The organism is Pseudomonas sp. RIT411, from assembly GCF_003057735.2.
GTDB classification, from domain to species: Bacteria; Pseudomonadota; Gammaproteobacteria; order Pseudomonadales; family Pseudomonadaceae; genus Chryseomonas; species Chryseomonas oryzihabitans.
On record NZ_QBIZ02000006.1, the window covers coordinates 26,823 to 47,697 of the forward strand.

Below are 20,875 nucleotides of genomic sequence, written 5' to 3' on the forward strand. Positions count from 1 at the left end.
GAGGGGAGGGTATCGAGGGGTCATTCTAGTCCAGATCCTGGCGGGCGCGGCGATGGCGATAGGCGAACTGGGCGCGGCTCAGGCCGAGCAGGCGCGCCGCGGCGGCCATGTTGCCCTGGCTGCGCGCCAGGGCTTCGTCGAGCAGCTCGGCTTCCAGCTGCGCCAGCGGCAGCGGGCGTTCGCCATCCACGCCCAGGCGCTCCAGCCAGCCGGTCGCAGGCGGCGCCTCGTCGACGAGCTCGGCCGGCAGCGGTTCGCCGCGAAACAGGTGGGGCAGGTCGATGAGTTCGCCCGGATCGCTGGCGATCACCCCGCGCTCCACCAGATTCTGCAATTCCCGCACGTTGCCGGGAAAGTCGTAGCGCAGCAGGGCCTTGAGGGCGCGCATGGTCAGGCCCACCGGCGGCCGTTCGTAGGCGGCGCAGAAGCGCCGCAGGAACAGATCCACCAGCAGGGGCACGTCGTCGCGCCGGTCACGCAACGGCGGAATGCCGATGGGATAGACGTTGAGGCGATAGAAGAGGTCTTCGCGGAATTCGCCGCGACGTACCGCCTCGCGCAGATCCAGGTTGGTGGCGGCGATCACCCGGACGTCCACCCTGAGCGTGCGGCTGCCGCCGACCCGCTCGATCTCGCGCTCCTGGAGCGCGCGCAGCAGCTTGCCCTGGCCGGGCAGACTCAGGCAGGCGATCTCGTCGAGGAACAGGGTGCCGCCCTGGGCCCGTTCGAAACGTCCGGCGCGGGACTGGTTGGCGCCGGTGAAGGCGCCGCGCTCCACGCCGAACAATTCGGCTTCGATGAGATTCTCGGGAATGGCCGCGCAGTTGAGGGCGACGAAGGGGCCGTCGGCGCGGCGGCTGAGGCGGTGCAGGTGGCTGGCGAACAGTTCCTTGCCCACCCCGGATTCGCCGGTGAGCAGCACCGTGGCCGGCGTCGGGGCGACCCGCTGCAGTGCCTGGAAGGCGCTGTTGAAGGCCGCTGAAGCCCCTACCAGCGGCTGCTGGCCGTCGGCGGCGTGGGGCAGGGGCGCGGGCAGGCGTTCCGCCGGCGTCAGCGCCGGAGCGCCGTCGCCGGCGGCATTGAGATAGCGCAGGTCTTCCGCCACGTCGGGCCAGCGTTCGGCGTTGCGACCCTCGACCCGGCAGACGGCATGCCCCATGGCGCGGCATTCCACCTCGCGAAAGATCACCAGGCGGCCGAACAGGCTGCTGACGTAGCCGATCGCATAGCCGATTTCCATCCAGCAGGCCGGATCGCTGCCCTGACCGTGGGCGATCTGGTGCTCGTCGCATTCGGCCGAGTGATGCCAGAGGAATTCGCCGCCATAGCGCCCCTGGTCGACATCGAATTCGAAATGCAGCGGCTCGACCCGCACCAGACCCTCCAGGCCATGCAGCCGGGTACCGGCGGCAAAGATCGCCGCGGCGTCGGCCTGGGGCCAGCGCTTGCGCACCAGCTCGGCGTCGCGCACCCCGGAAAGATAGCCGACCCGGGTCAGCAGGCCGCGGGCGCGTTCCTGCCCCAGGGCGCCGATCAGCTCGCGCCGCAGGGCGCCAAAGGCGGAGGCGTGTACCAGCAGCATGCGCTGGTCGTTGAGCCAGATGCGGCCATCACCGGGGGAGAAGAACAGGCACTCGGCCAGTTCCGCCTGGGTCGGGCTGGCGCTGCCATCCCAGGCGGCACTGTCGCCACGCTGGAAGCCGGTAGCGGCCTGCTGCAGATCGCTGAGGGACAGACGTTCGGAACGGGCCATGGCACGACCTCTCGGGTGAATTGCGCAAATGCGCAATCGAGGAAAAGGTTATACCTCATAACTTTATCTTTTGAGCAAGGCGTTTGCCGGCTGGCCCTGGGACCTTTGCCTGTCTGAGCCAGCAAGTCCCTGATTGAACGGCGCTTTTTCCTGTCAGCCCGGTCTGGGCACAGCCCTTGCTCCCTTGCCTGTGCCCACCGCGGCCCGATAACAACAAGGAGAAGGCTATGAGCAGATCATCCACGCCGTTCCTGGACGGCGCCCCCTGGCGCGAGCGGATCTTCGATGGCGACTGGATCGCCGCCCAGGGCGGCACCCTGGAGGTCGTCGAACCTGCCACCGGCCAGCCCCTGCACTGCACCGGTCTGGCCAGCGTCGCCGACATCGACCAGGCCTGCGCCAAGGCGGCCCGGGCGCAACCGGCCTGGGCGGCCTGGACCGCCCGGCAAAAGGCCGGGCTGTTCCTGGCCGCCGCCGCTCACTTGGAGATGAATCGCGCCGAACTGGCCCCCCTGATCGCCCGGGAGACCGGTGGCATCCTGCCCAAGGCTGAGCTGGAATTGCGTGAAGCCGGGGTCATCCTGCAGCAGGTCGCCGGTCAGTTGCTGCAGGCCCATGGCGTGGTCCTGCCCAGCGAGCGCGGGGCCCTGTCCTATGCCCGGCGCCTGCCCCATGGCGTGGTGGGGGTGATCTCGCCCTTCAACTTTCCGCTGATCCTTTCCCTGCGCGCCGTGGCCCCGGCGCTGGCCTGCGGCAATGCCGTGGTGCTCAAGCCGGATCACCAGACGCCGGTGAGTGGCGGCATCCTCATCGCCCGGCTGTTCGAGGCCATCGGTCTGCCTCGGGGCGTGCTGCAGGTGCTGCCCGGTCGCGCCGAAGCCGGGGCGGCGCTCTGCGCCCATCCCCAGGTGCGGATGATCGCCTTCACCGGCTCGACCCAGGCCGGACGCCAGGTGGCGGAAAGCGCTGGACGCCACCTGAAGAAGGTGGCCCTGGAACTGGGCGGCAAGAATCCGCTGATCGTGCTCGACGACGCCGATCTCGACCGCGCCGTCGGCTGCGCCGCCTGGGGCAGCTTCCTGCACCAGGGCCAGATCTGCATGGCCACCGGGCTGATCCTGGTGCACCAGCGCCTCGCCGCCGCCTTCACCGAACGCCTGGCCGCTCGCGCCGCCGCCCTGCGCCTCGGTGATCCGCTGGAACCCTCTACCCAGCTGGGTCCGCTGATCAATGCCCGGCAACTGCAACGGGTACAGGGCATCGTCGCCGACAGCCTCGCTGCCGGTGCCCGGCTGGAGCAGGGCGGCCGGCACGAAGGGCTGTTCTATGCCCCGACCGTACTGAGCGGCGTCCATCCCGGCATGCGCGCCTTCGACGAAGAGATCTTCGGACCGGTGGCCAGCGTGGTGACCTTCGCCAGCGAGGCCGAGGCCGTCGACCTGGCCAATCGCACCCCCTACGGCCTGGCGGCCGGCGTGCTCTCCGGCTCCCTGGCCCGCGCCCGGGCGCTGGGCGAACGGCTGGAGTGCGGAATGCTGCACCTCAACGACCAGACGGTGAACGACGAGGTGGTCAATCCCTTCGGTGGTCGTGGCCAGTCCGGCAACGGCGGCAGCGTCGGTGGCCTGTGCAACTGGGACGACTACAGCCAGTGGCAGTGGGTGACCGAGCATAACGAGCCGCCACGCTATCCCTTCTAGCCCCTGTTCCATCCCCCAATAACAACAAGAGGAAAATCCCATGACCCTGAATGGCAAGATCCTGGTCGTCACCGGCGTGGCCTCCGGCATCGGCGCCGAGCTGGCGCGGCTGGCCCGCTTCCAGGGCGCCACTGTGATCGGCGTCGACCGCAACCAGCCCCAGTTCAGCCTGGACGACTTCCACCAGGCCGACCTGGGCGACCCCGACAGCATCGCCGCCCTGGTCAGTCGCCTGCCGGCGCGCCTGCACGGCCTGTGCAACATCGCCGGGGTGCCGGGCACGGCGCCCCGGGAGACGGTGGCGCGCGTCAACTACCTCGGCCTGCGCTTGCTCAGCCAGCAACTGGTCGCGCGGCTGGGGCCGGGCGGCGCCATCGTCAACATCGCCTCCATCCTCGGCGCCGAATGGCCGCAGCGCCTGGAACAGCACCGCGAGCTGGCGCAGATCGCCGACTTCGCCCCGGCCCAGGCCTGGCTGGAGCGTCATCCGGTGGACCAGGCCACCTGCTACCAGTACTTCAAGGAAGCGCTCATCGTCTGGAGCTTCGTGCAGTCCCAGACCTGGCTGCGCGAATTCGGCGTGCGCCTGAATTGCGTGGCGCCCGGGCCGGTATTCACCCCCATCCTCGGCGACTTCGTCAGCATGCTCGGCGAAGAGCGCGTCGCCCGCGACAGCCAGCGCATGCTGCGCCCGGCGCTGGCCGACGAGGTGGCCGCGGTGATCGCCTTTCTCTGCAGCGATGCCTCGCGCTGGATCAACGGCGCCAACCTGCCGGTGGATGGCGGTCTCGCCGCCAGTTACGTCTGACCCGGATCGCCGCGCCGGCCGGTGCGGCGATCGCGTTTTCCCACAACAAGAACAACTTCAGGACGACGTCATGCGCACACGTTTCGGATTCGGTCTGCTGGCCGCGGCCAGTCTCGCCTCCACATTGGCCCAGGCCTACGACCTGCCCGGTCTCAATCTCGGCTCCACCAGCTTCTACGACGGCGCCCCGGCGCCGGACGGTCCCGGCTGGTACTGGGAGGAGTACCTGATCTACGGCAAGACCAGCCGCTTCAACGACCAGGACGGCCGCAAGCTGCCCCTGCCCAAGCAGGAGCTGACCACCTTCGCCCCGGTCAGCCAGATCATCTATGTCGGCCAGCCCCTGGCCAATGGCGCCATGCCCGGATTCACCGCCATCCTGCCCTGGCTGGCCCACGCCGATGTCGATGACGGCCTCGGCGGCCAGGCGCTGAGCGCCCGCGAAGGGGTAGGGGACCTGACCCTGGGCGCCTTCCTGCAACTGCCCACCACCACCCGCCCCGACGGCGGACCGCGCTGGGCGCAACGCCTCGAGGCCGAGATCGTCGCCCCCACCGGGCGCTACGACCGCGACCGGGCGATCAATCCGGGCAGCAATTTCTGGTCCTTCAATCCCTACTACGCCACCACCTACTGGCTGACGTCCCAGTGGTCGGTGACCGGACGCTTCTGGTACCTGTGGAACGGCAAGAACGACCAGCCGCTGCGCAGCTTCGGCGCGGTCTCCGACACCCAGGCCGGCCAGGCGCTGCACGCCAACTTCGCCACCCAGTACGCGCTGAACGATCGCCTCAGCGTCGGTCTGAGCGGCTACTGGCTGCGGCAGATCACCGACACCCAGGTCGATGGCCATGACGTGAGCGGGCGGCGGGAAAAGGTCTGGGCCTGGGGTCCGGGCTTCACCTACGCCTTTTCCCGGGAGAATCTGATCACCGTCAACAGCTACTTCGAGCAGGACGCCGAGAACCGCACCGAGGGGCGCAAGTTCGTCGTCAACTTCCTGCACAAGCTCTAGTGCTAGCGATCGATGGGAATGCCCCGGTTCGGCGGCGGCGGAGGCGCCGGCGGCTGGGGCTGCTGCGCCTGGGGATGGGGCACCATGTGCCAGGTCTCGTTGCGTGGCCGGCGGTCGATGTAGACCGGCACCGGCTGATAGATGATGCCGGAGCCGCGCACCTCGCTTTCCTGGCGAAAGCTGGAAGAGGACGAAGAGCCACCGACCACGGTGACGTCGTCGACCGGACGTTGGCGGCTGGAAGCGGGGGCGGGTACCACGGTGACCTCCCGCGGCGCGGCGGCCGGCGGCGGCGTGGCAGGCCGGGGCGGCGGCGTGAAACCGTTGCTCTCGGGCAGGCTCTGCAGCGGAATGGTGGTGATCTGACTATTCGTCGGGCAGGCGCCCTGGGTATAGGTCGTCCGGCCCTGGTCGTCCACGCACTTGTAGACATCCTGAGCGGCCACGACGCCACTGGCGAGCAGCAGGCCATAGAGCAGCGAACGCATGATGAGGCCCTCCGGGCACTCGAATTGTCACCTGCAGGATACAAGATGCCCGCTACGGCTCCCAGTGCTGCTGTCCGGCTCGACACCAGGCATTCAGCTTATCGTCAGACTGTAAAGACTAGGCCCGGCCCGAGGTGAGGCGTATAACATCCGGAAACATTCTTTTCAGGGCAGCGACGCGTGAAGTGGTTCGTGATTGGCGGTTTTTTTCTCTGTGTTTTGTATGTGCACTTTCGCGGCCGGGTGCGCCATCGCTTGCTGCGTCAGCTCAGTGACCATTCGACCTTTCTGGCGCCGCTGAACACCTTCATGTTCCTGACCTCGCGGGTGCCCAACGCGCCCTATCACCCGGTGGAGCGCTTTCCCGAACTCCAGGTGCTGCAGGACAACTGGCAGCTGATCCGCGACGAGGCCCTCGACCTGCTGCGCGCCGGCCAGATCAAGAAATCCGCCGAGCACAACGATGCCGGCTTCAACTCCTTCTTCAAGAGCGGCTGGAAGCGCTTCTATCTGAAGTGGTACGGCGACAGCCATCCTTCCGCCATGCAGCTGTGCCCCAGGACCACCGAATTGCTGCGCGGCATCGGCACGGTCAAGGCGGCCATGTTCGCCGAGTTGCCGCCCGGATCGCGGCTGGTGCGCCATCGCGATCCCTATGGCGGCTCCCTGCGCTATCACCTGGGCCTGGCCACGCCCAATGATCCACGCTGCTTCATCGAGGTGGACGGCCAGCGCTATCACTGGCGCGATGGCCAGGCGGTGGTATTCGACGAAACCTTCATCCACTACGCCGAGAACACCACCGACCAGGATCGCATCATCCTGTTCTGCGACGTGGAAAGGCCGCTGCGCTATCGCTGGGCAAGCGCCTTCAACCGCTGGGTCAGTGGCACCCTGCTGGCCTCGGCGGCCTCGCCCAATGACGCCAGCGACAAGACCGGCGGCCTCAATCGCGCCTTCCGGCACCTCTATCGCATCCGCCAGCGCGGCAAGGCGCTGAAGAAGCGCAACCGCTTCCGCTACTACCTCGAACAGTGGCTGTTGCTGGCCGCGCTGGTCGGCGTGGTGATCTGGATCTGAGCGATCCCTGCAACCGCAAAGACAGCGGTTCGACTTGACCCCGATGCGAATCGCCTCTAATACTGTATGCATATACAGATAGAGGCGATGGCCATGGACAATATCCCTGCAGGTCTGGCGGCATGAGCGGCGGCGCCAGCCTGGCCCGGCTGTTCGAGGAGCGGCGCCTGTGGAAGGGGCAGACCAGTCCCGACGCCCGGCGCAGCGACCAGCCCACCGGGGTCGCCGCCCTGGATGCCCATTTGCCCGGTGCCGGCTGGCCGGAAGCGGCCCTGACCGAATTGCTGCTCGCCGGTCCCGGCCATGGCGAGTTGCGGCTGCTCTGGCCGACCCTGGCGCGCCTGAGCCAGGCCGCCGAGCGCATCGCCCTGATCGGGCCGCCGCTGTTGCCCTATCCCCTGGCCTGGCAGGCGGCCGGCGTGGCGCTGGATGCCCTGGTGGTGATCCACGCCCAGGGCGCCGAGGTGCTCTGGGCCGCCGAGCAGTGCCTGCGCTCCGGTTGCTTCGGCGCGGTGCTCTGCTGGCCCGAGCGGGCCGACGATCGCCAGCTGCGCCGGCTGCAGGTCGCCGCCGAGAGCGGCCGCACCCTGGCCTTCGCCCTGCGCCCGGCCGCCGCCCTGGACAATCCTTCGCCGGCGGCCTTGCGCCTGGAACTCAGGGCGCCGCTGGAACGGCTGCACATCCGCAAATGCCGCGGCGGTCAGCCCGGCGTGCTCGATCTGGCCGGCGGCGCTTGAGCTTGCCATGCGCTGGGCCTGCATCCTCTTTCCGCAGCTGGCGCTGGATGCCGTGCTGCGCCGTCATCCCCAGCCGGAGCGGCCGCTGGTGCTGCTTTCCGGTCCGCCACAGCGCCGCCTGCTGCAGGCGGTCAATCCGGCCGCGCGAGCCCTGGGGCTGCGCCCCGGCCTGACCCTGGCCGCCGCCCAGGCGCTGACCCGCGACTTCGAGCAGCAGGAATACGACCCGGCGCTCATCGAGACGGCCGAGGCGCTGCTGGCGGCCTGGGGCTACGGCTTCAGCTCCCAGGTCAGTCGCCACTATCCGCGGGCGCTGCTGCTGGAGATCCAGTCCAGCCTGCCGCTGCTGGGGCCCTGGCCACGGCTGGAGCGGCGCCTGCGCCAGGAGCTCCAGGGCCTGGGCTTTCGCCACCGGCTGGCGCTGGCGCCCAATCCGGTGGCGGCGCGCATGCTGACCAATGTCGCCGATGGCCTCATCGCCGCGCCGGACGATCTGCCGCGCCTGCTCGATCGGCTGCCCGTGGAGCGCGCCGGTTTCGCCCCCCAGCAGGCCCAGGCGCTGGTGCGCATGGGCATCCGCCGCCTGGAGCAACTCAAGGCCCTGCCCAGGCCCGCCCTGGCCCGGCGCTTCGCCCCCGAGCTGCTGCAGCAGCTGGATCTGCTGGGCGGCAGTCGCAGCCTGGCGCTGGAGTTCTATCGGCCGCCCGATCGTTTCGTGGCGCGGGTGGAGCTCAATTTCGAGGTGGAATCCCACCAGGCGCTGCTGTTCCCCCTGCGTCGCCTCACCGCCGATCTGGCGGTCTGGCTGGCCAGTCGCGACCGGGGCGTGCAGCGCTTCCTGCTCTGGCTGGAGCATCGCCAGGGGCCGGCCACCACCCTCACCATCGGCCTGCTGGCCCCCGAACGCGATGCCGCCCTGCTGTTCGAATTCGCCCGCGGTCGCCTCGAACAGCTGCAGGTGGTGGCCCCGGTGCTGGCGCTGCGCCTGGAAAGCGAGGAGTTGCCGCTCTTCGTGCCGGAACGCCATGGCCTGTTCGACGAGCGTCCCGCCCAGGCCGTGGGCTGGGAAGTGCTACGCGAACGCCTGCGTGCCCGGCTGGGCGAGGAAGCGGTGCTGGGGCTCGGCATCCAGGCGGATCATCGTCCCGAGCGCGCCCTGGTCTGGCGCCACGAGCGGCGTCTGGAGACCGCCTTGCCCGGCCTGCGTCCGGGTTGGCTGCTGAGCGAACCGCGCCCCCTCGACGGCCAGCCACGCCGGGTCCTCGCCGGTCCCGAGCGCATCGAAAGCGGCTGGTGGGACGGGGGCGATCAGCGGCGCGACTACTACCGCATCGAGGTGGCCGACGGACGCCAGGCCTGGGCCTTTCGCCGCTATGGCGAGGAGGCGCCCTGGTGGATCCAGGGCTGGTTCGCATGAGCGGCTATGCCGAGTTGCACTGCCTGTCGAATTTCAGCTTCCAGCGCGGTGCCTCTAGTGCCCTGGAATTGTTCGAGCGGGCCAAGGCGCTGGGCTACACAGCGCTGGCCATCACCGACGAATGCACCCTGAGTGGCAGCGTCCGCGCCTGGCAGGCGGCGCGGCAGGTCGGGCTGCCCCTGATCATCGGCAGCGAGCTGACCCTCGACGACGGTCTGCGCCTGGTGCTGCTGGTGGAGGATCTGCCGGGTTACGAGTGCCTCTGCGCGCTGATCACCCGGGCCCGCCGCCGTGCGCCCAAGGGCCGCTACCAGCTGGGTCGCGCGGATCTGCAGCCGCCCATGCCCGGCCTGCTGGCGATCTGGCTGCCGGGCGGCGAACCCGCGAGCGAGGAGGGCGCCTGGCTCAGGAGCGTCTTCGCCGAACGCCTCTGGCTCGGCGTCGAATTGCTGCGCGGCGCCGACGATGCCGCTCGACTCCTGCAGCTGCAGGCGCTGGGCACGCAGCTGGGCGTGCCGGCAGTAGCCTGCGGCGACGTGCACATGCACACCCGCGGACGCCGTGCCCTGCAGGATGTGCTCACCGGCATCCGCCATCACCTGCCGGTGGCCGAGGCCGGCTATCACCTGCATCCCAACGGCGAGCGCCATCTGCGGCCGCTGCCGGTGCTGGAGGGCCTCTATCCCGCGGCGCTGCGCGCCGAGACCCTGGCGATCGCCGCCCGCTGCCGCTTCGACCTGGGCGAGTTGCGCTATCGCTATCCCCAGGAGGTGATACCCGCTGGCGAGACGGCCGGCTCCTGGCTGGCCGAGCTGACCCGCCGCGGCCTGGCCTGGCGCTGGCCGGAGGGGGCACCGGCAATGGTCACCGACCAGGTGGCCCGGGAGCTGGCGCTGATCGCCGAGAAGGGCTACGAGAACTACTTTCTCACCGTGCACGACATCGTCGACTATGCCCGCCGCCAGCACATCCTCTGCCAGGGCCGTGGCTCGGCGGCCAACTCGGTGGTCTGCTACGTGCTGGGCATCACCGAGCTGAATCCGCTCACCGGCAATCTGCTGTTCGAGCGCTTCATCTCCCGCGAGCGCGACGAACCGCCCGACATCGACGTCGACTTCGAGCACGAGCGCCGCGAAGAGGTCATCCAGTACGTCTTTCGCCGCTATGGGCGCGAGCGCGCTGCGCTCACCGCGGTGGTCAGCACCTACCATGCCGCCGGCGCCCTGCGCGATGTCGGCAAGGCGCTGGGCCTGCCGGGCGACCAGCTCGACGCCCTGTCCGGGTGCGCCGGGCGCTGGACCGACGAGATCCCCGGCCCCGCGCGCCTGCGCGAAGCGGGTTTCGATCCCGACAGCCCCCTGCTGCAGCGGGTGCTCATCCTCGCCGGCCAGTTGATCGGCTTCCCCCGGCACCTTTCCCAGCACCCTGGTGGCTTCGTCATTTCCGAAGCGCCCCTGGCCACGCTGGTGCCGGTGGAAAACGCCGCCATGCCCGAACGCACCCTGATCCAGTGGGACAAGGACGACCTCGATGCCGTGGGCCTGCTCAAGGTCGACATCCTCGCCCTGGGCATGCTCAGCGCCCTGCGCCGCTGCTTCGACCTGGTCGCCAACTGGCGCGGCCAGCGCTGGACCCTGGCCAGCCTGCCCCAGGAAGATGCGCCCACCTACGCCATGATCTCCCGCGCCGACACGGTGGGGGTGTTCCAGATCGAATCCCGCGCCCAGATGGCCATGCTGCCGCGACTGCGGCCACAAACCCTCTACGACCTGGTGATCGAGGTGGCCATCGTTCGCCCCGGGCCGATCCAGGGCGACATGGTGCATCCCTATCTGCGCCGCCGGAATGGCGAGGAAGAGGCCGACTATCCCCATGACGAATTGCGGCCGGCGCTGGAACGCACCCTGGGAGTCCCGCTGTTCCAGGAACAGGTGATGCAGATCGCCATGGTCGCCGCCGAGTATTCGCCGGGCGAGGCCGATCAGCTGCGCCGCTCCATGGCGGCCTGGAAGCGTCATGGCGGCCTCGAACCCCACCGTCAACGCCTGCACAACCGCATGGTCGAACGCGGCTATCGCCCGGAATTCGCCGCGCGCCTCTTCGAGCAGATCAAGGGCTTCGGCAGCTACGGCTTTCCCGAATCCCATGCCGCCAGCTTCGCCCTGCTGACCTATGCCAGCTCCTGGCTCAAGTGCCACGAGCCGGCCGCCTTCGCCTGTGCCCTGGTCAACAGCTGGCCGATGGGTTTCTACAGTCCCGACCAGGTCCTCCAGGACGCCCGGCGCCACGGCATCGAGGTGCGCGCGGTGACCGTGCAGGTCAGCGACTGGGACTGCCGGCTGGAGGCGGGGACCGGCCATCAGCCGGCGATCCGCCTGGGCCTGCGCCTGGTGCAGGGGCTGGCGGAGGCGGTGGGTCGGCGCCTGGTGGCGGCACGGGGTACGCAGCCCTTTCGCGATGTCGAGGACCTCTGTCGCCGGGCCGAGCTGGATGCCCGGGCGCGCGGACAGCTGGCCGAGGCCGGTGCCCTGGCGGAGCTGGCCGGTGATCGCCACCAGGCGCGCTGGGCCATGGCCGGGGTGGAGCGCCAGCTGCCGCTGTTCGCATCGGCGGACAGCGCCCTGGAGGAACGACCAGCCCTGCCCGCGCCCAGTGTCGCGGAAAACGTCCATGCCGACTACCGCATGCTGGGCACCACCCTGGGGCCGCATCCGCTGAGTCTGCTGCGCGGCGAACTCCAGGCGCGGCGCTGTCGGGATTTCCGGCAGCTGGACGAGATCAAGCCCGGTGCCCTGGTGCGGGTAGCCGGACTGGTGCGCGGCCGACAGCGCCCGGGCACGGCCAGCGGGGTGATCTTCGTGACCCTGGAAGACGAGCACGGCATGCTCAATGTGGTGGTCTGGCGCGCGGTGGGCGAACAGCAGCGTCGATCCCTGCTGCAGGCACGGCTGCTACAGGTCGAGGGGCATCTGGAACGGGAGGCGGGGGTGCAGCACCTGATCGCCGGTCGCCTGACCGATCTGAGTCCGCTGCTCGACGAGCTCATGGTGTCGAGTCGGGATTTTCACTAGGACGGAGAGGGGAGAGGGGGAAAAGCGGAGGAGGGAGAGAGCGGGTGGAGCGGGGGACTGTCTTCCGAAGCGCTCTGGAGCGCCCGGAAGACAAGAATCGACCAACGCAGTCTTAGCTGACGGCGTCTTTCAGGCCTTTGCCGGGCTTGAAGCCGGGCAGCTTGGCAGCGGCGATCTTGATGGTGGCACCGGTCTGCGGGTTGCGGCCTTCGCGAGCAGCGCGCTCTTTTACTGCGAAAGTTCCGAAACCGACCAGGCTGACGCTGTCGCCTTGCTTCAGGGCGTCGGTCACCGCAGTGGTGAAGGCGTCCAGGGCTTTGGCAGCGGTGGCCTTGGGCAGGTCGGCAGACGCGGCAATGGCGTCGATCAGCTCAGCTTTATTCATGTAAAAACTCCATGTGTGAGTATTGGCCAGGCAGTATAGCGGCAGCTTTGCCTTGCGTAGAGCCTTTGTGAGCCTCTACGTGGCCGGTTGAAGCAGCCTTGTTGTTCGGCGCTACAGGATACGCATAGCGGGCGAAAGAGCGATAGGGTATTCGATCAAGCAGGGCCGTGAAAACCTGATCCGCACTGCATTTTCCACGCTTTACAGCCCAGCCGTCGCCTTTTTGGGCAGCGGCGATGGCCGTTTGGTTTCCTCTAGGCGCTGAACGAAAAGTCGCCGAGCGATGGTGAGGCGAGGCGAAAAACCTTGAGGAAGCGGAGTTTACGAGTGGTAAATGAGCATTCCGAAAGGTTTTTCAACGAAGCATCACCGAGCGCAGGCAGTTTTCGTACAGTGCCTAAGCTACGCGATCGGGCGATAGATGCGGCTGCAACGGCGGCGTCAGGGGCGGCAACCCATAGGCGGCGCGGGCCGCATCGCAATGGGGATTGGCTTCGCCGTTCTCCCAGGCGGCGGTGAACTCGCGGCAGGTGCTGGAACGGTTCTCGTAGACGGTGCAGCGCGTGCCGCAGCCGACCTCGCCGAGCAGGGCGGTGCAGCGTACCGGCTTCTGCTCGGTACCTTGCATGGCCACCAGATGCGGGCTGATCGCGACGGTCAGGTGATCGGGCACCAGGCCACCGGCCGACTGGCATTCGCCCCAATAGAAAGACACGCGGAAATGGGCGCAGCAGGCGCCACAGCTGAGGCAGGGATTCTCGGTCGACATGGACGACAGCCATCGCAGAAACCGGCAGCGCCGGCGGGACAGACGGGGATTCTAGGCAAGCCCCGCGAGGCTGCGAAGCCCCTCCCAACGACCGTTCGGCGGCGACCTACGGCAGTGCTTTTCGCGGCCCGGGCGTGACCAGATGTCGCTGCAGCCAGGCGATGAACAGCCGTACCTTGGCCGGCACCAGGCGCCGATGGGGATAGAGGGCATGGATGGCGATGGCCTGGGTGTACCAGGGCGCGAACAGTCGCTCCAGGCGACCTGCCGCAAGGTCATCACCCACCAGGAAATCCGGCTGGCGAATGATGCCATGGCCGTCCAACGCCGCCTGGTGCAGGACGCTGCCGTTGTTGGCGCGCAGCGGCCCGCTGACCTTGATCTGCAGGCGCTCGTCGTCGCGCCGGAATTCCCAGAGATCGCCGTCGCTGGCATAGCTGTAGAGCAGGCAGCGGTGCTCGCGCAACTCGGCAGGATGCTCGGGGCGACCGTGGCGCTGCAGGTAGGCGGGCGCGGCGCAGATGAACAGCTCGACCGCCCCCAGGGGCTGCGCCACCAGGCTGGAATCGCTGAGGTCGCCGATGCGCACGGCCAGATCGAAGCCTTCCTCGACCAGGCGCACCTGGCGATCGCTCAGCTCCAGGTCGATGGCGACTTCGGGATATTCGTGCAGGAAACTGCTCACCAAGGGCGCCAGGTGACGCACGCCAAAGGTCAGGGGCGCACTGACCCTGAGACGCCCGCGGGGCCGTTCGTGGCCTTCCTGCAGGCGCTGTTCGAGGGCCTCCAGATCACCCAGCAGGGGCACCAGTCCTTCATGGAGGGTGCGTCCGGCCTCGGTCAGGCTCAGGGTACGGGTGGTGCGCTGCAGCAGCCGGGTGCCGTAATGCCGTTCAAGGGCGGCCAGGTGCTTGGTGAGCACCGAGCGGGACAGCTCCAGCCGCTCCGCCGCCGCGGTCAGGCTGCCCAGTTCGACGATCTTGACGAATGCCTGCAGAGCTTTCAGGGTATCCAAGGATTGTTTCCATAACGTGCACAGTTCATTCCCAGCGTGCACCTTTATTCGCGCCTTGGAAACAGGACAATAGGGTCATCTTTCCTCAGTTCGAGAATTAGCATGACCGACCGTACCTCTTCCTATGCTCCCCTGTTGCTGCGCCTGGCCCTGGGTGCCATGTTCCTGGCCCATGGCCTGACCAAGCTGCTGGTGTTCACCCTGCCGGGCACGGCGGGTTTCTTCGCCTCGGTGGGCTTTCCCGGCTGGCTGGCCTATCCGGTCACCTTCTTCGAGCTGGGCGCCGGCGTGCTGCTGATCCTGGGCGCCTGGGTGCGTCCGGTCGCGGCAGTCGCCGCCGTCCAACTGTTCGCGGCGGCGACGGTCCATTTCGGCAACGGCTGGTCCTTTTCCAATCCCCACGGCGGCTGGGAATATCCGGTCTTTCTCGCCGTGACCGCTGCCGCCCTGGCGCTGCTGGGCGCGGGCCAGCTCTCCTGGGATGCACGCAAGCGCTCCTGAATCCTGCTCGAGAGGTCGCCACCATGTCGCTTCCCACCCTGTTCGTTTCCCACGGCTCGCCCATGGAGGCGCTCGACGCCGGTGCGGCGGGAGCGGCCTGGCGCGCCCTGGGGCAGTCGCTGCCGACCCCGGCCGCCATCGTCGTGGTCTCGGCGCACTTCGACACCCGGATACCGGTATTCGGCAACGCCACGTGGCCGGCCACCGTCCATGACTTCTATGGCTTTCCCGAGGCCCTCTATCAGCTGGATTATCCCGCGCCTGGCGCTCCGACCCTGGCCGAGCAGTTGGCCCAGGGCCTGCGCGAGCAGGGCTGGGAGGCCGAGACGGGCGAGCAGGGACTGGATCATGGCGCCTGGGTGCCCTTGCGCTATCTCTATCCCGACGCGCAAATCCCCGTGGTGCCGCTGTCGATGAGCGCCGCCCGTGGACCGGACTACCACTTTGCCCTGGGCCGGGCACTGGCCAGGGTGCTACCGGCGGATACCCTGCTGATCGGTTCGGGCAGCCTGACCCACAACCTCGGTGACTTCCGCCGTGGCGGCGCCGAGTCTCCCGGCTATGTGCAGGACTTCCAGCACTGGATCCAGAGCCGCCTGCGCGAGCGGGATCTGAACGCCTTGCTCGACTACCGGCGTCAGGCGCCGCAGGCCCGTCAGGCCCATCCCACCGACGAGCACCTGTTGCCGCTGTTCGTCGCCCTAGGCGCGGCCGATCCCGAGGGCACCTTCAGCGTCCATCACGATGGCATCGCCCATCGCATCCTGGCCATGGACCTCTACGGCTTCTCCCGCCACTAGCCCCTGACGACAAAAAGCCCGGATCGATTGACGGATCCGGGCTTTTTGCTATGTCAAAACGACATTCGATCAGCCAAACAACTCGGGTCCATACCCCCACATCAGCACCGTGGTGGCCATCAGCACCTCCAGCACCAGCACCCCAATGGCCAGGGTGGAGCCGGACATGATGAAGCCTTCCCGCTGATCGATATTGAGGAAGGAGGGGATGCCGGTATAGAGCAGGTAGGCCGAATAGGCCAGGCCGACGATCCCGGCGATGGCGCACAGCCACACCAGCGGATAGAAGCCCACCAGGCCGCTCAGCAGCATGGGCGTAGCCACGTAGCCGGCGAACAGGATGCAGCGGTTGGCGCTAGGCCGATCCGGATAGCGCCGCGCCAGCCAGTGGATCACGTGCCCCATGGCCACCACCGCCGCCATGATCAGCGCATAGCTGATGACCGCCAGAACCACCGCCGTAGGCAGGTCCAGCACATGGGCCTCACCGCCACCGAAGCGCCAGCCGAAGGTCGTGGTACCCACGAGGGAAGCGACGACGGGAATGGCCGCCAGGAAGGCGACATGATGGGCAAAGAAGTGCCCGACCGTTTCCCCTTCGCGACGAATCTGCTGCCACTCGCGATCGGGATGGGCCAGCAGGCCCCAGACATGATTGATCATGATCCTGCTCCTCACCCGCTGTGGTCGCCGCAAGCGGGCCTCTGTGGATGGCGAACGCTGGGTACAACGCGACTGGCGACTACCTTAGGAGTATAGAAGAGCTCTGGAATGCGTCATGCGAGCCGACGAAGGGCAGCCTGCCTGGAAACGAAGCGACCAATGGTCAAGGGGCACCACCCTGGTGCGTTTCTGGGCCCCTGGCAAGCGGGCAACGCCCGGGCGGCAATACTTGACCACTTGGTCAGGAAATTGCTTGCCCAAGGCATCTGTTACCGGTCAACGAGGTCCGTCATGCCATCTCTCGACATCATCATCGCCGGCGCCGGCATGGGCGGTCTCACCGCCGCCCTGGCGCTGCAACAGGCCGGCCACCGGGTCCGTCTGTTCGAGCGCGCGCAGGATCTGGCCCCCATCGGCGCGGCCATCTCCATCTGGCCCAACGGCGTCAAGGTGCTGGAGCAGCTGGGGCTCGGGTCCGCCATCGCCGCGGTCAGCGGCGACATGCAGACCATGAGCTATCGCGACCATGAGGGACAGTTGCTTACCCGGTTCAGCCTGCTGCCACTCTATGAGGCCGTGGGTCGACCGGCGCGCCCCATCGCCCGCGCCCACCTGCAGCGCCTCCTGCTCGAAGCGGTGGGCGCCGAGCGGGTGACCCTGGGTGTCGGCTGCGAGGGCTTCGAGCAGGATACGGCCGGGGTGACCGTGCTGCTCGGCGATGGTCGGCGCGAACGGGCCGACCTGCTGATCGCCGCCGATGGCACCCACTCGCGCCTGCGGGAGCGGGTGGTGGGCCAGGCCATCACCCGCGAGTATTGCGGCTACGTGAACTGGAACGGGCGGGTGCAGATCGCACCGGATCTGGCCGAGGCCCAGGACTGGGCGCAATTCGTCGGGGCGCATCAGCGGGTCTCGCTGATGCCCATGGGCGGCGATGAATTCTATTTCTTCTTCGACGTACCCCTGCCCAAGGGCACGCACAACGACCGCAGCCGTTACCGTGCGGAGCTGGCCGAGCACTTCGCCGGCTGGGCGCCGCCGGTGCAGCGCCTGATCGAGCGGCTGGACCCCCAGGGCGTGGCCCGGGTGGAGATCCACGATACCCGGCTGTTGCCGACCCTGGTGCAGGGGCGGGTGGCGCTCCTGGGCGATTCCGCCCATGCCATGGCCCCGGACCTGGGGCAGGGCGGTTGCCAGGCCATGGAGGATGCCTGGGTGCTAGCGCGCTGTCTGGACGCGGAACAGGATCCCCTGGCCGCGCTACAGGCCTATCAGGCCGCGCGGCTGGAGCGGGTGGCCGGCATCGTCGAGCGGGCGCGCAAACGCTGCGAGATCACCCACGGGCATGAGCCCCTGGCCACCCGGGCCTGGTACGCCGAGCTGGCCCGGGAAACCGGCGAGACGGTGATCGCCGGCCTGCGCAAGACCGCCGAGGGCGGTCCGCTGTGAAATAGCTCTGGGCCGCGGGGACGAATGGCAGTGCCGGGGGTCGAAAGGCCCACGTCCTCGTCGGAGAGTTAGCCCATGCGCCTGCGTCTCGCCCTGACCCTTGCCAGCCTTACCATCACCCCGCTGGCCTTTGCCGCCGACGGCGGCTGTCCCTATCCGCAGACGGTGAAGTTCGCCGGCCCCAACTGGGAGAGCGGCATGTTCACCACCGAGGTGCTGCGCCTGCTGGTGGAAAAGGGCTATGGCTGCCAGACCGACAGCGTGCCGGGCAACACCGTGACCCTGGAAAACGCCCTGGCGCAAAACGACATCCAGGTCACTGGCGAGCAGTGGGCCGGGCGCAGTCCGGCCTGGCGCGCGGCGGAAAAGGCCGGCAAGGTCTTTGCCGTCGGCGAGACGGTCAAGGGCGCCACCGAAGGCTGGTGGGTACCGGAATACCTGGTCAAGGGCGACCCCGCGCGTGGCATCCAGGCCAAGGCACCGGACCTCAAGAGCGTCGCCGATCTGCCGCGCTACAAGGAGCTGTTCCGTGATCCGGAAGAGCCTGGCAAGGGCCGCTTCCTCAACTGTCCGACCGGCTGGACCTGCGAGATCGTCAACAGCCAGAAGCTCAAGGCCTACAAGCTGACCGACAGCTACACCAACTTCCGCACCGGTACCGGTCCCGCGCTGGACGCGGCCATCGCCACCGCCATGCGCCGTGGCGAGCCGGTGCTCTTCTACTATTGGTCGCCGACCCCGCTGATGGGCCGCTACAAGCTGGTCCAGCTGGAAGAGCCACCCTTCAGCGAGAAGGCCTGGGAGACCCTGTCGGATCCGAAGAATCCTGATCCGCTGCCGTCGCGCTCGCTGCCGGCCAAGATCACCATCGGCGTCTCCCGCGACCTGCACGACAAGGCACCGGCCCTGGTGGCGCTGTTCGAGAAGGTCGAATTCCCCCTCGACCAGTTCAACGGCATCCTCGCCGGCATGGCCGAGAAACGCGAAGACGCCCAGGTGGTGGCCAAACGTTTCCTCAAGGAGCATCCGGAGGTCTGGACGACCTGGCTGCCGGCGGAAAACGCCGAACGGGTAAAGGCGGCGCTCTGAGTGCAGTGATAGCGGATAATGGCGGTTTTCCATGCTGGAGCCGCCCATGACCGTCGCCGCCCTTACCATGTACGTCGAGCCTGCCGAGGTGCGCGACGCCTATCGCCAGCTGGCCGAAGCCGTGGCGCTGCGCCTGGGCGAGACGCTCGACCCCGCGCCCGAGGACCTGCCGGCGCTCTGGACGCATCCCGAGCTGCTGCTGGCGCAGACCTGCGGCTATCCCTGGGCCACCCGCCTGCGCGGCCAGGTGCGCCTGGTGGCGGCGCCGCGCTATCGCTTCGCGGGTTGCCAGGCGGCCGAGCACTGCGCCTTCATCCTGGTGCCCGAGACGCTGGAGGCGACCGGCCTGGCCGATCTGCGCGGCAAGCGCGTGGCGCTCAACGGCCTGGATTCCAACACCGGCATGAATCTGCTGCGCCACGCCGTGGCGCCCCTGGCGGAGCGGGCCCGCTTCTTTGGCGAGATGATCGTCAGCGAGAGCCACGCCAACAGCCTGGCGCTGTTGCAGCAGGGTCATGCCGATGTCGCCTCGGTGGATGCCGTGACCTACGGCTATCTGCAGCGCGCCCAACCCGAGCGGGTCGCCGGCCTGCGCCTGTTGCAACGCACCCGCCCCAGTCCGACGCTGCCCTTCATCACCGCCGCCAGTCGTTCGGATGCGGACGTGGAAGCCCTGCGCGCCGCCCTGAACGACAGCCTGGCCGCCGATCCTGCCCTGGCCGACATCCTGGCCATCGAGGGTGTCACGGCGGTGGACGAGACGACCTATCTACCGCTGCTGGACTGGCGGCGAGAAGCGGTGGAGCAGGGTTATCCAGTGATTGCTTAAGACCTGTCGCGGCCATAGTGGTCCGCCAATGCGGCCGCTCCTGCGGACGCAGGCACGTCGGCCGACCGCGATCCTGCGGGGCTAGTGGCGATGAGCGTCTGCACGGATGACTCCCTCTCCCCTTGGGAGAGGGTTGGGGTGAGGGCGTCCCTCGCCACGAAGTCCCCAGCGGAAAAGGCTGCGCCGTTTTCCACGCTACGGTTCTACACCTGATGTACCCCTAAAACGCCAAGACATTCGCTCCCGCATTCAATCTGAACTGTAGGAGCGGCCGCATCGGCGGACCGCCATGGCCGCGATTGGGTGCTTGTACCGCAGTCAGCCCCGTACTTATGCAACCTAAACCCGCTCACCCTCCTGCAACCGCTTGAGCTCCATCAGATCATGACTGCAGAACAGCGTCAGCCCCAGGTCCTGGCGCAGGGAGAGTTCGCGCAGGCGGGCCTGGTTGTCCAGGCGGCTGGCGCGGTCGGCTTCCATCAGTCGCTGGTAGAACCTCAGCCCCGGCGTGCAGTGGCGTTCGGGCTGACGCATCTCGTCGCGGTAGAAATAGGCGTCGCCGGCGTGCAGCAACCAGCCCCCGTCGTGCTGGACGGCGATGCCGGCATGGCCCGGGGTGTGGCCGGGCAGGGGGATCATCAGAATTTCCGGCGGCAGGCCGGGCAGGTCGCGCACGCTGGCGAAGCCGTGCCAGGCCTCGCCCCGGGGCTCGTGGAAATGCCAATGGCGGATGCCTTGCCACTGCGCCGGACTGTAGCGGCGCCGACCGATGAAGCCGTGGCGCTGGCGCTGCGCATCCCACTCCCGCTGCAACACGTGGACCTGGGCCTGGGGAAAGTCGTCCAGGCCGCCGGCGTGGTCGAAATCCAGGTGGGTCAGCACGATATGGCGGACATCGCCCGGACGAAAACCCAGGCGGCGGAGCTGCGCCAGGGCGCTGAGTTCGGGATCGTACTGGATGCGATTCATCAGTCGGAAGAAGGGACTCAGGCGCCGGCCGCGCTCCCGCAGATCGGCTTCGCCAAAGCCGGTATCCACCAGCACCAAGCCGTCCCGGTCGGTTTCCACCAGCAGGCAGTGACAGGCGAGGTGGGCGGCGAGTCCGCGGCTGAAGCCGTCGTACAGCGCCCCGCCCAGGGGGCACATGCAGCCGCAGTTTAGGTGATGGATACGCATGCTCGGCTCCGCGAAGGTGACCTCCGGTAGAAGAGGCGCGCGTGGGCAAAGTTCGAGCGCAGCGGCCATTCGCGCGGGTGTCGCAGCCAGTGAAGAGAGATCGACGGACCCGGGTGGCGACGATCGATCG

Annotated in this window: 19 protein-coding genes; 12 read left to right on the forward strand and 7 right to left on the reverse strand. The window is 68.2% G+C overall.

Annotated elements, in window-relative coordinates:
• Positions 1–25: 25 nt before the first annotated feature.
• The gene (locus DBY63_RS10525; RefSeq protein ID WP_108581892.1) at positions 26–1,753 is read right to left on the reverse strand and encodes a sigma-54-dependent Fis family transcriptional regulator; all 1,728 of its coding nucleotides are present in this window, start codon (positions 1,751–1,753) and stop codon (positions 26–28) included.
• 227 nt (positions 1,754–1,980) lie between these two features.
• Between DBY63_RS10525 and DBY63_RS10530 the strand changes: the two genes are divergently transcribed.
• The 3 genes from DBY63_RS10530 (at position 1,981) to DBY63_RS10540 (ending at position 5,276) form a co-directional block, all read left to right on the forward strand.
• Positions 1,981–3,453: a benzaldehyde dehydrogenase gene (locus DBY63_RS10530; RefSeq protein WP_108581893.1), complete on the forward strand. Its 1,473-nt coding sequence runs from the start codon at positions 1,981–1,983 to the stop codon at positions 3,451–3,453.
• A gap of 40 nt (positions 3,454–3,493) precedes the next feature.
• Positions 3,494–4,261 carry a coniferyl-alcohol dehydrogenase gene (locus DBY63_RS10535; protein ID WP_108581894.1) on the forward strand — a complete coding sequence of 256 codons (768 nt, stop codon included), beginning with the start codon at positions 3,494–3,496 and terminating at the stop codon, positions 4,259–4,261.
• A 70-nt stretch (positions 4,262–4,331) separates the two neighbouring features.
• The gene (locus DBY63_RS10540; RefSeq protein ID WP_108581895.1) at positions 4,332–5,276 is read left to right on the forward strand and encodes a transporter; all 945 of its coding nucleotides are present in this window, start codon (positions 4,332–4,334) and stop codon (positions 5,274–5,276) included.
• 2 nt (positions 5,277–5,278) lie between these two features.
• Here DBY63_RS10540 and DBY63_RS10545 read toward each other — a convergent pair whose 3' ends face one another.
• A complete protein-coding gene (locus DBY63_RS10545; protein WP_007159057.1) occupies positions 5,279–5,764 on the reverse strand; it encodes a DUF4124 domain-containing protein in 486 nt (161 codons plus the stop codon).
• Between the two features lie 180 nt (positions 5,765–5,944).
• Here DBY63_RS10545 and lpxO point away from each other — a divergent pair, with 180 nt between their 5' ends.
• From lpxO to DBY63_RS10565, 4 genes are all read left to right on the forward strand, one after another.
• The gene (gene lpxO, locus DBY63_RS10550; protein ID WP_027596814.1) at positions 5,945–6,844 is read left to right on the forward strand and encodes a lipid A hydroxylase LpxO; all 900 of its coding nucleotides are present in this window, start codon (positions 5,945–5,947) and stop codon (positions 6,842–6,844) included.
• A 122-nt stretch (positions 6,845–6,966) separates the two neighbouring features.
• A complete protein-coding gene (imuA, locus tag DBY63_RS10555) occupies positions 6,967–7,581 on the forward strand; it encodes a translesion DNA synthesis-associated protein ImuA (protein ID WP_042135605.1) in 615 nt (204 codons plus the stop codon).
• 7 nt (positions 7,582–7,588) lie between these two features.
• Positions 7,589–8,998 (forward strand): DNA polymerase Y family protein, encoded by a 1,410-nt coding sequence (locus tag DBY63_RS10560; RefSeq protein ID WP_042135603.1) that lies wholly within the window; start codon positions 7,589–7,591, stop codon positions 8,996–8,998.
• On the forward strand, positions 8,995–12,069 hold the full coding sequence (locus tag DBY63_RS10565; protein ID WP_108581896.1) for an error-prone DNA polymerase: 3,075 nt from the start codon (positions 8,995–8,997) through the stop codon (positions 12,067–12,069). Before DBY63_RS10560 ends, DBY63_RS10565 begins: the two co-directional genes overlap by 4 nt.
• 112 nt (positions 12,070–12,181) lie before the next feature.
• Here DBY63_RS10565 and DBY63_RS10570 read toward each other — a convergent pair whose 3' ends face one another.
• The 3 genes from DBY63_RS10570 to DBY63_RS10580 form a co-directional block, all read right to left on the reverse strand.
• A complete protein-coding gene (locus tag DBY63_RS10570) occupies positions 12,182–12,454 on the reverse strand; it encodes an HU family DNA-binding protein (protein ID WP_007159052.1) in 273 nt (90 codons plus the stop codon).
• Between the two features lie 397 nt (positions 12,455–12,851).
• Positions 12,852–13,223: a YkgJ family cysteine cluster protein gene (locus DBY63_RS10575; RefSeq protein ID WP_027602781.1), complete on the reverse strand. Its 372-nt coding sequence runs from the start codon at positions 13,221–13,223 to the stop codon at positions 12,852–12,854.
• A gap of 106 nt (positions 13,224–13,329) precedes the next feature.
• On the reverse strand, positions 13,330–14,238 hold the full coding sequence (locus DBY63_RS10580) for a LysR family transcriptional regulator (RefSeq protein ID WP_027596810.1): 909 nt from the start codon (positions 14,236–14,238) through the stop codon (positions 13,330–13,332).
• Positions 14,239–14,340: 102 nt separating this feature from the next.
• Here DBY63_RS10580 and DBY63_RS10585 point away from each other — a divergent pair, with 102 nt between their 5' ends.
• Together DBY63_RS10585 and DBY63_RS10590 are read left to right on the forward strand one after the other, a co-directional pair.
• Positions 14,341–14,739: a DoxX family protein gene (locus DBY63_RS10585; protein WP_007159049.1), complete on the forward strand. Its 399-nt coding sequence runs from the start codon at positions 14,341–14,343 to the stop codon at positions 14,737–14,739.
• A 23-nt stretch (positions 14,740–14,762) separates the two neighbouring features.
• On the forward strand, positions 14,763–15,539 hold the full coding sequence (locus DBY63_RS10590; protein WP_108581897.1) for a class III extradiol ring-cleavage dioxygenase: 777 nt from the start codon (positions 14,763–14,765) through the stop codon (positions 15,537–15,539).
• 69 nt (positions 15,540–15,608) lie between these two features.
• On the opposite strand, the gene DBY63_RS10595 is transcribed toward DBY63_RS10590, so the two are convergent.
• Entirely contained in the window at positions 15,609–16,202 is a 594-nt protein-coding gene (locus tag DBY63_RS10595; protein WP_007159047.1) for a Yip1 family protein, read from the reverse strand.
• Positions 16,203–16,493: 291 nt separating this feature from the next.
• On the opposite strand from DBY63_RS10595, the gene hpxO reads away from it, so the two are divergent.
• The 3 genes from hpxO (at position 16,494) to DBY63_RS10610 (ending at position 19,569) form a co-directional block, all read left to right on the forward strand.
• Positions 16,494–17,651, forward strand: coding sequence for an FAD-dependent urate hydroxylase HpxO (gene hpxO, locus DBY63_RS10600; protein WP_108581898.1), 1,158 nt, complete (start codon positions 16,494–16,496; stop codon positions 17,649–17,651).
• Between the two features lie 75 nt (positions 17,652–17,726).
• Positions 17,727–18,740: an ABC transporter substrate-binding protein gene (locus tag DBY63_RS10605; RefSeq protein WP_027596806.1), complete on the forward strand. Its 1,014-nt coding sequence runs from the start codon at positions 17,727–17,729 to the stop codon at positions 18,738–18,740.
• 46 nt (positions 18,741–18,786) lie between these two features.
• Positions 18,787–19,569, forward strand: coding sequence for a PhnD/SsuA/transferrin family substrate-binding protein (locus tag DBY63_RS10610; RefSeq protein WP_108581899.1), 783 nt, complete (start codon positions 18,787–18,789; stop codon positions 19,567–19,569).
• 339 nt (positions 19,570–19,908) lie between these two features.
• Here the strand turns inward: DBY63_RS10610 and DBY63_RS10615 are convergent, their stop codons facing one another.
• A complete protein-coding gene (locus DBY63_RS10615) occupies positions 19,909–20,745 on the reverse strand; it encodes an MBL fold metallo-hydrolase (protein WP_044341393.1) in 837 nt (278 codons plus the stop codon).
• Positions 20,746–20,875: the final 130 nt, after the last annotated feature.

Excerpts from the sequence above, each read along its gene's own strand:
- DBY63_RS10535 (WP_108581894.1), top strand. The coding sequence starts at position 3,494 with ATGACCCTGAATGGCAAGATCCTGGTCGTCACCGGCGTGGCCTCCGGC.
- DBY63_RS10585 (WP_007159049.1), top strand. The coding sequence starts at position 14,341 with ATGACCGACCGTACCTCTTCCTATGCTCCCCTGTTGCTGCGCCTGGCC.
- DBY63_RS10575 (WP_027602781.1), bottom strand. The coding sequence starts at position 13,223 with ATGTCGACCGAGAATCCCTGCCTCAGCTGTGGCGCCTGCTGCGCCCAT.
- DBY63_RS10610 (WP_108581899.1), top strand. The coding sequence starts at position 18,787 with ATGACCGTCGCCGCCCTTACCATGTACGTCGAGCCTGCCGAGGTGCGC.
- DBY63_RS10595 (WP_007159047.1), bottom strand. The coding sequence starts at position 16,202 with ATGATCAATCATGTCTGGGGCCTGCTGGCCCATCCCGATCGCGAGTGG.
- DBY63_RS10565 (WP_108581896.1), top strand. The coding sequence starts at position 8,995 with ATGAGCGGCTATGCCGAGTTGCACTGCCTGTCGAATTTCAGCTTCCAG.
- DBY63_RS10530 (WP_108581893.1), top strand. The coding sequence starts at position 1,981 with ATGAGCAGATCATCCACGCCGTTCCTGGACGGCGCCCCCTGGCGCGAG.
- DBY63_RS10540 (WP_108581895.1), top strand. The coding sequence starts at position 4,332 with ATGCGCACACGTTTCGGATTCGGTCTGCTGGCCGCGGCCAGTCTCGCC.
- DBY63_RS10615 (WP_044341393.1), bottom strand. The coding sequence starts at position 20,745 with ATGCGTATCCATCACCTAAACTGCGGCTGCATGTGCCCCCTGGGCGGG.
- DBY63_RS10560 (WP_042135603.1), top strand. The coding sequence starts at position 7,589 with ATGCGCTGGGCCTGCATCCTCTTTCCGCAGCTGGCGCTGGATGCCGTG.
- DBY63_RS10525 (WP_108581892.1), bottom strand. The coding sequence starts at position 1,753 with ATGGCCCGTTCCGAACGTCTGTCCCTCAGCGATCTGCAGCAGGCCGCT.
- hpxO (WP_108581898.1), top strand. The coding sequence starts at position 16,494 with ATGCCATCTCTCGACATCATCATCGCCGGCGCCGGCATGGGCGGTCTC.
- DBY63_RS10590 (WP_108581897.1), top strand. The coding sequence starts at position 14,763 with ATGTCGCTTCCCACCCTGTTCGTTTCCCACGGCTCGCCCATGGAGGCG.
- DBY63_RS10545 (WP_007159057.1), bottom strand. The coding sequence starts at position 5,764 with ATGCGTTCGCTGCTCTATGGCCTGCTGCTCGCCAGTGGCGTCGTGGCC.
- imuA (WP_042135605.1), top strand. The coding sequence starts at position 6,967 with ATGAGCGGCGGCGCCAGCCTGGCCCGGCTGTTCGAGGAGCGGCGCCTG.
- DBY63_RS10605 (WP_027596806.1), top strand. The coding sequence starts at position 17,727 with ATGCGCCTGCGTCTCGCCCTGACCCTTGCCAGCCTTACCATCACCCCG.
- DBY63_RS10570 (WP_007159052.1), bottom strand. The coding sequence starts at position 12,454 with ATGAATAAAGCTGAGCTGATCGACGCCATTGCCGCGTCTGCCGACCTG.